Genomic DNA, 11,023 nt, shown 5'->3' with positions numbered 1-11,023 from the left:
GGATCGGCGGGACGGTTGTCGCTGTGCCGAACGCCGGTAGGATCACATGCATCGCATGGTGGCCTGTTTGGGGGGATTCGAGATGGCGCATGCTGCCTGTCGTCGACGTGGGGCCCTGACCGTCTCATGATCGAGGCAAGGAGGCGGATCGCGGCGGCGCTGCCGGGCTACGAGCTTGGTGCCCGGTTGGGGCGAGGGGCGTTCGGGCTGGTGCTGGCCGGCCGGCACCGCGGGCTGGGCCGCGATGTCGCCGTCAAGATTCTTCTGGTCGACCAGGACGAGGCCACCGAGCGCAGCTGGAACGAGGCCCGCCTGCTGGCCTCGTTGGATCACCCGCATATCGTCCGGGTCTATGACGCCCTCGCTGCCGAGGACCTTCACCTGATCGTGATGGAACTGCTGGCCGGAGGGCCCCTGACCCGCCGTCGCCGGGACCTGGCAGGCGAGACGGCCTGCGCGGTGGGGCTGGCGGTGGCCGCCGCGTTGTCCTATGCCCACGGGCAGGGAGTGCTGCACCGCGACATCAAGCCCGCCAACATCCTGTTCGACGCCGCCGTCCTGCCCAAGGTCGCCGACTTCGGCATCGCGAAAATCGCGGAAGGGTCGGCGACCACCGCCAGCGCGGTGATCGGCACCCCTGTCTACATGGCTCCCGAACAGATCCTCGGTGGCCGGCTCAGCGCGGCCACCGACCTCTACGCCCTCGGCGTCATGCTCTACGAGCTGCTGACCGGCGTCCCGCCGTTCGACCCGGCCCTGCCTGCCCCGGCGCTCATCCACCACCACCTCAATGTCCTGCCGCCGCCGCCCGCGGGAGTGCCCGAGCCGGTTGCCGCGGTGGTGATGCGCACCCTGGCCAAGGACCCCGCCGACCGCCACCCCTCAGCCCACGCCTTCGCCCTCGATCTGGCCCGCGCCGCCACCGACCAGCCCACCCCCACGCCAGCCTCGACGATTCCCGCCACGCTGAGGGCACCCACGGATATCCGTGAACCACTCGCCCCTACCCTGCCAGCACCTGACACGAGCCCACCCGTACCACTAGCGACATCGAACTTCACCAAGCTGCCCACCCAGCGAGCCGACCCCCTGCCATCAGACCCGACACCGGCAATCCCGTCAGCCGTCCGCGAGAAACCTGGTGGCCCGCGAACCCGCCGGAAGCGCCGCCTGGCCCTCGTCTCCGCCGCGGTGCTGCTTGTCATCACCGGCACTGTTCTGGCCTTCACCCTCATCCCCGAAGAGAACCACCAGCTCATCCCCGAAGAGAACCGCCCGCTGGGCTCCCCCCTCACCGGCCACACCAACTCTGTGATTTCGGTGGCGTTTGCGCCGGACGGGCGCACCCTCGCCAGCGCCAGCAATGACGAGAGGTGCTTCGCCAGTACGGATACCTGCGACTTCAAGAATGGACATCAGCTCACCCGGCCCCGGTAGTGCCTCCTCCCCACCATCGACCGGAGTCGCACCATCCGGATTCAGGTAGACGCCGGTCAGCCCCGTCTTCCGTCGCTTGATGTGTGCAACCCTGGGGTGGTACCGATCGTCCTCGTACAGCCCTCGGGCTTCTGACCAGCATCTTTTTGATGATCGGGCTGCATCCGGGGTCCGTACCCGGGTTGCACATGCCGCGCGGCTCGGCCGGGGGCCGGTAAGAACAACGCGACAGATCCGTCGGGTCGGCGGCGTCGGATCTCGGTCTTCGCCCGGTCGCGAGGGGAGGTCGATGTACGGGAGCCAGGCGATGCGCTCAGCGAAGCAGGCCGAGGTAGCGCGAAAGGGTGTGCTCAACCTGCGCCATGTCGTCGCGGGAGAGGTAGTCCACGAGTTCACCCGTGACATAGGAGCTGTCGATGGTCCGGATCTGGTCGACCAGGATCCTGGTCGACCGTCCCGTAATGATCACCTCCGGCCTGAAGGCGGTCGCCTGCGCGCCGGTCGACGTCGGAACGATCGTGACCGTGGACCACGCGTTCTGCTCAATACTCATGACGAGGCCGAGCCGACGACCCCGCTGCTCATGCCCGCGCTTGGCGTCGCCAAGGTCCACCGGGTACACCGCCCCGCGAATCACGGTTGGTCCTGCGACCTGACTGGTACCGCGAGGTTCGTACCTGTGATTCTGATGTTGCCGTTGGTGTCGTACTCCCACGCATCGGGCTCGGCGGACAGGTCCTCGTTCCGCAGCCGGTACATATCCTCGCGGGCACGCACCTCCCACGCCTCCCGGTCAAGCAGTCGCAGGGCGCGCCGGATGACGTCGCTGGTCTTTTCGTCTTGACGGCGGTTGGCCTCAACGATCCGGAGGTCCTCTTCGGTGGGGCGGAATCCGACACTCATGAGGTCACTGTACAACAAATGTACAACATCCGGGGTGGCCAGTGGACGCGTAGGTCGGGGCATGTGTATCCCGGGGGTGGTACCCGTCGTCCACGCGCACGCCAACGCGCTGCTGACCGGCACCGGCCGGACCACGGCCGCGCTGGCGGACCTGCGGAAGCCACACGAGATCCTGGGCCACCCTCACGTCCGGCATCTGATCGATTTCACCGAACCCGTGGCCCTGCTCCTCGTGGCCGTCGTGCACTTCATCCGCGACGAGGAAAACCCCACCGGCATCGTGCGGACGCTACTCGATGCGCTGCCGGCGGGCAGCTATCTGGTGCTGTCCCATGCCACGGGTGACCTGCGACCCGCGGCAGCGGCCCAGGCCACCGAGGTTTACGACACCGCCACCTCGCCCCTCGCCGTGCGCGGTCATCCCGCCATTGCCGCGTTCTTCACCGGCTGCGATCTGGTGGGCCCGGGCCTCGTCCAGGTGCCGACATGGCGACCGGCCAGCAAACGCCCCAGGGGCTACCGCAACGTCTGGATCTACGGCGGTGTAGGCCGCAAAAAATAAGCCATATCGTTCTCGCCCTCGGCGACCCGCGGGCCGGCAACCGCAACGACACGATCGTCTACCAGACCAGCGGGATCAAAGACCGTCTCGCCGGGCGCCCCGTGCTCGCCGACGGCGGCTACCAGGGCCACCCAGACGTGATCATGCCTTATCGGAAACCGGTCGACGGACAGCCGCTACCGGAGTGGAAGCAGGACCTGAACCGGGTGCACCGCACGGTCCGGGCCCGCGTCGAACACACCCTCGCCGGGCTGAAGACCTGGAAGATCCTGCGCGACTACCGCCGCCAGGCGCGCGCCCTTGCCGTGACCGCCGCCGGGATCGCCCACCTTTACAACATCAGCCGGGCCGGCTGATCGAGCACCACCGGACAGTCGCATCACACCCAAGCGAGTTACGAAACAACCTTTAGGCGAAGACGTCGGCGGTGGTGACGCGGAGCACGTCGTCGGGTAGCTGTCCGGTCACCTCCTCGCGCGCGGCGATCACGTACAGCGGCTCCGGGTCATGCGGGCCGATCAGGTTGGAGGCGTGCGCCTTGCGCATCAATGTGCGCAGGATACGGTTTCCTTCTTCGCGCCGGGCCCACTTCACCTCGGCGGCAAGGCCAAGCCGTCCTGTCGGCCCGCTGAGCATGGCGACGTCAATCTCTGCCGGGTCGGTTCCGTACTGGTGCCAGAACCGGCCGACCTCGATCACGGGCGCGACCCGGAGATCATCCGCCATGGTCCGTACGAGATGAGCGCGTACGGCGTCCTCCCACCGGTCGCCCATGAAGTTGTCGAACTCGCTTTCCATGACGCCCGCCACGGAGTTGCCCAAACCCTGGATGATGGCCGCTCGACGAGGCTCCGCAATCGACAGCCAGAAGGCCAGAAAGTTGTCCGCCACCCGATAGTACGCCCGCCGTGGGTCCGCGTTGCGCCCGACCGGAAGCACCCGTTGGACCAGGCCGAGGTCCGCCAATGCGGCCAGCGCCCGGGTTGGGTCGATGCCCAACGCGTCCTTGATTTCGCCGAACCGGGTGCGCCCGGCGGCTATCGCCCGCAGCACCTGCTCCGGGATACGTTCGCGGCGGCCGCCGGCGAAGTCCTCGGTGGCGAGGATCAACTGGCCCTCGTTGAGAAAAAGCCCATGCTCGTTCGCGACAAGTCGCGCGAGATTGTCCCGGAATGACGACAACTGGTCCCACAGGTCCAGGTAAAAGGGTATGCCACCGCAGACACCCCATGCCCTGGCCCGCTCGGCGGGTGCGAGACCGGGCAGCATCAACGCCGCTTCGTTGGGCAGAAACGGCCGAACCTGCAGGCGAAGCGTAGCCCGCCCGTAGAGCGGGGCGCGTTCCTCCTGCAACGCTTCCATGATGCGTACCGCCGAGCCACACAGGACCAGGCGGACGGGATGGTCGCCCATGCCCTCCCAGATCGCGCGCAGGGCGCTCTCGATACGCGGATCGCTCCTGACCAGTTCGGGAAACTCGTCGAGGATCACGACCAGCGGCGCTTCTGACGCAGTTTGCCGGAAAAGCTCGAATGCCTCGTCCCAGTCCCGAAACGGACGGCTGACCAGGTCGCGATTGGCAAGCGCGAGCACCGGAGCCGCGGTCGCCGAGAGCGCGGCAAGCTCCTGGTCGGGCGCTCGGTTGCGTGAGACGTGGTAGACAGCCCGCTTATCCGCTGCCCAATGCGCCAGCAGGTGCGACTTTCCGACTCGTCGACGCCCCCAAACCACGCCAAGCTGAGGTCCCGGTCGCCCGAACCACTCGTCCAGCAAGGACAGTTCCTTGACTCGATTGACGAAACGCACCAATATCCTACCCTCGGCAGCAGATCGACCACTCCACCATACCTGCGACTATCGCAGCCTGCAACTATCGCAGCCTGCGCGAGGCGCGCTATGGTTTCGCTCCGGCGGTCGCCCGGGCCGTCAAGGGTGAGTGTGCGGGTGCGTCGCCGCCCGGCAGGTAGCCGCGTTACCAACCCCTGGGGCACCTCGGTGAGCCGAAGGTGAAACCGTCGGACGGCACCGCGGTGAAACCGTCGGGCGACACCGGCGCGGCAGAATCGATGCCATGACCGCGCGTATCCCGGCTCCCGGCCCGCGGCCGGTCGACCTGCTCGTCCGCGGCGCCGAGCTGGTGGCGACCATGGACGACCGCCGCCGGGAGCTGCCCGGCGGCTGGGTGGCGGTGACCGACGGCCTGGTCAGCGCGGTCGGGGCGGCCGGCGACCCGCCCCCGCCCGCCCGGCGCGCGCTGGACGCGGCCAGCTGCCTGGTCACCCCCGGCCTGGTGAACACCCACCATCACATCTTCCAGAACCTCACCCGGTCGTATGCGCCGGCGGTGTCCGGTTCGCTGTTCGCCTGGCTGCGCACGCTCTACCCGCTGTGGGCCCGCCTGGACGAGGAGGCGGTGTACGTCTCCGCCCACGTCGGCCTGACCGAGCTCGCGCTGGGCGGCTGCACCACCACCACCGACCACCTGTACGTCCACCCGCGCGGCGCCGGGGACCTGATCGCGGCCGAGATCGCCGCCGCCCGCGAGCTCGGGATGCGCTTCCACCCCACCCGTGGATCGATGTCACTGTCGGTGAAGGACGGCGGGCTGCCGCCGGACTCCGTCGTGCAGGATCCCGACGACATCCTCGCGGACTCGGCGGCCCTCGTCGCCGCCCACCACGACCCGTCCCACGGCGCGATGGTGCGGATCGCGCTGGCGCCCTGCTCGCCGTTCTCCGTCAGCCCCGAGCTGATGCGGGCCACCGCCGAGCTCGCCGAGAAGCTGGACGTGCGGCTGCACACCCATCTCGCCGAGGACCCGCAGGAGGACGACTACTGCCTGGCGACCTACGGCCGGCGCCCGGTCGAGCACTTCCGCGACCTCGGCTGGGGCGGTGACCGCGCCTGGGTCGCCCACTGCATCCACCCGAACGCCGCCGAGGTGGCCCGGCTCGGGGCCTGGGGCACCGGGGTCGCTCACTGCCCGAGCAGCAACATGATCCTCGGCGGCGGGCTGGCGCCGGTCGCGCAGCTGCGGGCCGCCGGCGCGCCGGTCGGCCTCGGCTGCGACGGCTCGTCCTCGGCGGACGCCGCCTCGCTGTGGCTGGAGGCGCGTACGGCGATGCTGCTCGGACGGCTGCGCGGCGGGGCGTCCGCGATGTCCGCCCGGGACGCGTTGGAGATCGCCACCCGCGGCGGCGCGGCCTGCCTCGGCCGGGCCGGCGAGCTCGGCGAGCTGTCCGTCGGCGCGGCCGGTGACCTGGTCGTCTGGCCACTGGACGGGATCGCCTTCGCCGGCGCCCTGTCCGACCCGGTGGAGGCGTGGCTGCGCTGCGGCCCGGTAGCCGCCCGGCACACCGTCGTCGCAGGCAGGACCGTCGTGGAGAACGGCGCCCCCGTCCACCTCGGCCTCGACGACATCCTCCGCCGCCACCGCACGATCGCCACCACCATCCAGCGAAATCCCTGATGACCGGCGTCCCGCCCTGGCCCCAGCATCCGGAGGTCGGCACGGGACCAGATTCGATGGTGACCACTGAACCGGCACGTTCCGCCCACGATGTTCACGGCGGCGCTCAGAGGCCGGCCTCGGATGCCGGACAGGCCTGCCAGAAATCGGACTATTCGTTATAAACAGAGCAAAATTCCCTTGACCACAGCGGTGCGCCCGGGCCGTGACCGGTTCGCCCGGTCGACATCCGCGCTCGCGGGGCAGAATCTCATTCGGGAGGTGGGCAGTGCATCCGGTCATCGAGACGAAGCGTTCGGAGATCGAGACCCTGTGTCAGCGACTCGGGGTTCGACGTCTCGACGTGTTCGGGTCCGCCGTCGGTGGCTCGTTCGACGTGGGCTCCAGCGACGTCGACGTACTGGTCGAATTCGATGACGCGCAGGCGGGGTTCGACTATTTCGGCAGCTATTTCGACCTGAAGGAAGGCCTGGAACGACTGCTGGGACGCGCGGTCGACGTCGTCAGCGTCGCGAACATCCGCAACCCCTACTTCCGCGACCAGGTCATGCGTACCCGGCAGTCCCTGTATGCGGCCTGACCCCCGAAAATACCTGTGGGACGCGGTGCACGCGGCCGGTCTTGCCCGCGGTTTCGCGCGGGGACAATCGTTGGCGGACTATTTGTCGAACGCAATGCTCCGTGCGGCCGTCGAGCGCCAGGTCGAGATCATCGGAGAGGCGCTGAACCAACTGTCCAAGGCCGCCCCCGAGATCGCCGCCGCCATACCCGAGCCACCTCGCATCGTCGCCTTTCGGAACATCCTCATCCACGGTTACGCCACAGTAGACGACAGATTGGTCTGGCAGGTTCTCGAGGAGAAGCTCCCTGAACTCGAACGGGTCATGCAAGAAATCATCGACAGCGGTTGAGGAAGCCGCTCGTGGAGCCATCGCCTCCCGATACCGTAGGGACTCACGGTTCACAACGTTCCCGTAAGCCAACTCGTTCCAGCGCGCTCCGCTCCATGTACCCGATATTCGCAGCGATGGCACGAAGGATGTCGATGATCTCCGCAAGTTCAGCGTCAAGAATCCGTTCCCTTACCAACTGCCATGCTGACCAGCATGTTCAGCTCCAGGTAGATGGCGTGGTCAGCTCTAGCGCGCCGGCCGTGGTGTGGCGGGTGGCGGTGGTATCCGGCGAAACGATCGGCCGAGGCGGCCAGGAAGGCAGCGAAAGATCCAGTGACCGTGTGTCCCGGTGATCAGTCGCCGGTGATTGTGGTGGGGGTGGGTGCCGACGGGTGGGGCGGGCTCACCGAGGCGGGCCGGGAGGCGCTGCGGGCCGGGCAGGTGCTGATGGGCAGCCGGCGGCAGTTGGCACTGGTCCCCGCCGACGTGGGCGGCCGGCGGGTCGAGTGGCCCACGCCGTTGGTGCCGGCGCTGCCGGGGCTGCTCGCCGAGCACGCCGGCGCCCGCGTGTGCTGCCTGGCCAGCGGCGACCCGATGTTCTTCGGCCTGGGCACGACGCTGGTGCGGCTGCTCGGCGCGCGGCGGGTGCGGGTGCTGCCCCATCCGTCCTCGGTCTCGCTCGCCTGCGCCCGGCTCGGCTGGGCGATGGACGCCGTCGACGTGGTGAGCCTGGTCGGGCGTCCGCTCAGCGCCGTGCACCCGGCCGTGCAGCCCGGCCGCCGGCTGATCGTGCTGTGCGCGGACGGCCACAGCCCGGCGGCGCTCGCCGGCCTGCTGGTGGGCCGCGGCTACGGCGGCAGCCCGTTCACCGTCCTGGAGAACCTCGGCGCGGATGACGAGCGGTGCCGCACCGGCACGGCCGCGTCCTGGTGTGACGGCGGTTGGCACGGCGACGAGCGGCACGACGGCGAGCCGACCGCCGCGCTGACCGACCAGGACACGCGGGCCGACCCGGACGCGACGACCGGTCTGGGGACGCTGGCCGGTCCGAACGTGGTTGCCGATCTGAACCTGGTCGCTGTCGAGTGCGAGCCCGGGCCCGACTCCGGGCATCTGCCGCGGACGGCGGGCCTGCCCGACAGCGTGTTCGAGCACGACGGCCAGCTCACCAAGCGGGAGGTGCGGGCGGTCACGCTCGCCCGGCTCGGTCCGGCCCCCGGCGAACTGCTGTGGGACGTGGGCGCGGGCTCCGGCAGCATCGCGATCGAGTGGATGCGCACGCACCCGGCCTGCCGGGCGATCGCCGTGGAGCCCCGGGCGGACCGGGCAGCGCGGATCCTGCGCAACGCGGACGCGCTGGGCACCCCCGGCCTGCGGGTCGTCGGCTCCCCCGCCCCCGCGGCGCTCGCCGGGCTGCCCACGCCGTCCGCCGTGTTCGTCGGCGGTGGGATCACGACTCCCGGTGTGCTCGAGCGGTGCTGGGCCGCGCTCCCGCCGGGCGGCCGGCTGGTGGCCAGCGCGGTCACCGTCGAGTCGGAGGCGGTGCTGGCCGGCTGGCACGCCAGCCACGGCGGCGACCTCGTCCGGCTGGCGGTGGCCCGCGCCGCGCCGGTCGGCGGTTTCACCGGCTGGCGGCCGATGCTGCCGGTCACCCAGTGGGCCGTGACCAAGACCGCCGGCCCCGCCGGCCCCGCGCTGGGGAGGCAGCCGGCCCCGGAACGCAACGACAGTCCAGATACGACACAATCGCGGCCGTGACGCTCATCGCCGGACGCGCAGCCGTTGTCCCGGACCTGCTGGCCGTGGCGGACACCCGCTGCCGCTCTGCCCCGCCGAGCCGCTTCGGTCGCCTAGAGCACCGATTAGATGACTCTAAGTCACCCCACGGGCGGTGGCGCACTTCGATGGACGCCGACCATCGAAGAAGATCGGCGCAAGTTTGTCGTTGTGTACGCTGATGCGGCCAAAAAACGTACACAACAACAAAATCGCGGCGATCATGGCCTGTACGGGCGGCCGTGGAGGGGATCCGCGCTACGTGACCGTCGCTCTGGGCCGGTCCGGCCGGCTGGGCCGGACCGGTCGGCTGGGCCGCCGCTGGCCCGCCGGGTGGCCCACGACCGTGCGGAGCTCCCGGTGAACGACTACGTCCGTGACGGCGCCGAGATCTACCGCCGCTCGTTCGCCACGATCCGCGCCGAGGCGGACCTCACCGGCCTGCCGGACGGCGTCGCCCGCACCGCCGTCCGGATGATCCATTCCTGCGGGATGGTCGATCTGGTGGCCGACCTGGCCTACTCACCCGGCGTGGTGGACGCGGCCAGAGCCGCGCTGCTCGCAGGAGCACCGATTCTGTGCGACACCCGGATGGTCGCCGCGGGCGTCACCCGCGCCCGGCTGCCCGCGGACAACCCGGTGATCTGCACGCTGTCCGACCCCCGGGTGCCGGGCCTCGCCCACCAGCTCGCCACGACCCGCACCGCCGCCGCGGTGGACCTCTGGCGGGACCGCCTCGACGGCGCGGTGGTCGCCGTGGGCAACGCCCCGACAGCGCTGTTCCGGCTGCTCGAGCTCGTCGAGTCCGGCGCCGGCCGGCCCGCGGCGGTGATCGGCGTCCCGGTCGGCTTCATCGGGGCCGCCGAGTCGAAACGGGCCCTGGCGGAGCATCCCAGCCGGCTGGAGCACCTCGTCGTGCACGGCCGCCGCGGCGGCAGCGCCATGGCCGCGGCGGCCGTCAACGCGATCGCGAGCGAGGACGAATGACCACGCCAGCCGAACGCCTTACCGGACGAGTGCCAAGCCGGCCGGTCCGACGCCCCGACACCGGCCGACCGGACGAAGCAGTCCGGCTGGGCGGCCAGGTTGAGGATCCTCGGCGACGACCGGCGGACGGTCGTCACCCCGTGTCTTCGTCTGATTTCGTCACCCGCTGTCGTCAACTGGTGCATGACCCATCGGTCGCCCCGACCAGTCGGTGAACCAGGCGACGGCGTCCTCGGGGGTGGCCACGGCCGGTGTGCCGGGTGGCAGCGGCGGGCGGTCCACCATCAGCACGGGCAAGCCCAGGTGACGGGCGGCGACCAGTTTCGCCGCGGTCAGCGGGCCACCGCTGTTCTTGGTGACGATGACGTCGATCCGATGCCCGCGCATCAGCGCCGTCTCCCCCTCTACCGTGAACGGGCCACGTTCGAGCAGGACGTCCATCCGCGCCGGCATCGGGGGTGACGGCGCCTCGATCGAACGCAGGAGGAACCAGTGCCGATCCGAGCCGGCGAACGCTGCGATCCCGGACCGGCCCGTGGTCAGGAACACCCGCTCCCCGAAGCCGCCCAGGGCGGCCGCGGCGGCGGCCAGCGACGGCACCCGATGCCAGTCGTCACCGTCCGTCTCCGGCCAGCCCGGCCTGCGCACGACCAGCAGCGGCACCGCGGCCGCGTTACTCCCCGTAACCGCAGCGGCGGTCATCAGCGCGGCGTAGGGATGGGTCGCGTCGATCACCGCGGCGATCCCGGCATCCCGCAGGTAGGACGCGAGGCCGTCCACGCCGCCGAACCCGCCCACCCGGATCCGCGCCGCCGTGGGCAGGGCGGGCGCGGCCACCCGGCCCGCGATCGAGTAGATCACCTCCACGCCGGGCAGTGCGGCCAGCTTCTCCGTGAGCCGCCGGCCCTCCGCGGTGCCGCCGAGCACCAGCACCCGCCAGCTCACCGCCGTCCCACCCGCTCCGCCCGTCCCACCCGGCCTGCCCAGCTCGCCCGG

At 70.3% G+C, this 11,023-nt stretch carries 11 protein-coding genes and 1 pseudogene; 8 read left to right on the top strand and 4 right to left on the bottom strand.

The genetic code is table 11. The features are described 5' to 3' along the window. The first annotated feature begins 126 nt into the window (after positions 1 to 126). Entirely contained in the window at positions 127 to 1,437 is a 1,311-nt protein-coding gene (locus AC5LSR_RS08605; RefSeq protein WP_493468328.1) for a serine/threonine-protein kinase, read from the top strand. A gap of 313 nt (positions 1,438 to 1,750) precedes the next feature. Here the strand turns inward: AC5LSR_RS08605 and AC5LSR_RS08600 are convergent, their stop codons facing one another. Together AC5LSR_RS08600 and AC5LSR_RS08595 are read right to left on the bottom strand one after the other, a co-directional pair. Continuing rightward, positions 1,751 to 2,074 carry a type II toxin-antitoxin system PemK/MazF family toxin gene (locus AC5LSR_RS08600; protein WP_250282922.1) on the bottom strand — a complete coding sequence of 108 codons (324 nt, stop codon included), beginning with the start codon at positions 2,072 to 2,074 and terminating at the stop codon, positions 1,751 to 1,753. Continuing rightward, the gene (locus AC5LSR_RS08595; RefSeq protein ID WP_250282920.1) at positions 2,071 to 2,340 is read right to left on the bottom strand and encodes a hypothetical protein; all 270 of its coding nucleotides are present in this window, start codon (positions 2,338 to 2,340) and stop codon (positions 2,071 to 2,073) included. Before AC5LSR_RS08595 ends, AC5LSR_RS08600 begins: the two co-directional genes overlap by 4 nt. Before the next feature lie 61 nt (positions 2,341 to 2,401). Here AC5LSR_RS08595 and AC5LSR_RS08590 point away from each other — a divergent pair, with 61 nt between their 5' ends. Together AC5LSR_RS08590 and AC5LSR_RS08585 are read left to right on the top strand one after the other, a co-directional pair. Beyond that, positions 2,402 to 2,902 carry an SAM-dependent methyltransferase gene (locus AC5LSR_RS08590; RefSeq protein WP_250282918.1) on the top strand — a complete coding sequence of 167 codons (501 nt, stop codon included), beginning with the start codon at positions 2,402 to 2,404 and terminating at the stop codon, positions 2,900 to 2,902. A gap of 14 nt (positions 2,903 to 2,916) precedes the next feature. After that, positions 2,917 to 3,258, top strand: a pseudogene (locus AC5LSR_RS08585) (transposase family protein); the annotation flags it as partial. Positions 3,259 to 3,310: 52 nt separating this feature from the next. On the opposite strand, the gene AC5LSR_RS08580 reads toward AC5LSR_RS08585, so the two are convergent. Beyond that, the gene (locus AC5LSR_RS08580) at positions 3,311 to 4,708 is read right to left on the bottom strand and encodes an ATP-binding protein (RefSeq protein ID WP_250282916.1); all 1,398 of its coding nucleotides are present in this window, start codon (positions 4,706 to 4,708) and stop codon (positions 3,311 to 3,313) included. Positions 4,709 to 4,973: 265 nt separating this feature from the next. Between AC5LSR_RS08580 and AC5LSR_RS08575 the strand changes: the two genes are divergently transcribed. From AC5LSR_RS08575 to AC5LSR_RS08555, 5 genes are all read left to right on the top strand, one after another. Then, on the top strand, positions 4,974 to 6,371 hold the full coding sequence (locus tag AC5LSR_RS08575) for an 8-oxoguanine deaminase (RefSeq protein ID WP_250282913.1): 1,398 nt from the start codon (positions 4,974 to 4,976) through the stop codon (positions 6,369 to 6,371). 268 nt (positions 6,372 to 6,639) lie between these two features. Continuing rightward, positions 6,640 to 6,951 (top strand): nucleotidyltransferase family protein, encoded by a 312-nt coding sequence (locus AC5LSR_RS08570; RefSeq protein WP_250282912.1) that lies wholly within the window; start codon positions 6,640 to 6,642, stop codon positions 6,949 to 6,951. Further along, on the top strand, positions 6,941 to 7,282 hold the full coding sequence (locus AC5LSR_RS08565) for a HepT-like ribonuclease domain-containing protein (RefSeq protein ID WP_250282910.1): 342 nt from the start codon (positions 6,941 to 6,943) through the stop codon (positions 7,280 to 7,282). Before AC5LSR_RS08570 ends, AC5LSR_RS08565 begins: the two co-directional genes overlap by 11 nt. 213 nt (positions 7,283 to 7,495) lie before the next feature. After that, positions 7,496 to 9,022 carry a precorrin-6y C5,15-methyltransferase (decarboxylating) subunit CbiE gene (gene cbiE / locus AC5LSR_RS08560; RefSeq protein WP_493468327.1) on the top strand — a complete coding sequence of 509 codons (1,527 nt, stop codon included), beginning with the start codon at positions 7,496 to 7,498 and terminating at the stop codon, positions 9,020 to 9,022. Positions 9,023 to 9,400: 378 nt separating this feature from the next. Then, the gene (locus tag AC5LSR_RS08555; RefSeq protein ID WP_250282906.1) at positions 9,401 to 10,027 is read left to right on the top strand and encodes a precorrin-8X methylmutase; all 627 of its coding nucleotides are present in this window, start codon (positions 9,401 to 9,403) and stop codon (positions 10,025 to 10,027) included. A gap of 159 nt (positions 10,028 to 10,186) precedes the next feature. Here AC5LSR_RS08555 and AC5LSR_RS08550 read toward each other — a convergent pair. After that, positions 10,187 to 11,023 (bottom strand): cobalt-precorrin-6A reductase (locus AC5LSR_RS08550; RefSeq protein ID WP_493468326.1); only part of this gene is annotated, 837 nt, incomplete at its 5' end.

Source organism: Protofrankia sp. CiP1_Cm_nod4 (assembly GCF_982290645.1).
The sequence above is the reverse complement of the archived record's forward strand: the minus strand, read 5'-3'. Positions and strand labels throughout refer to the sequence as shown.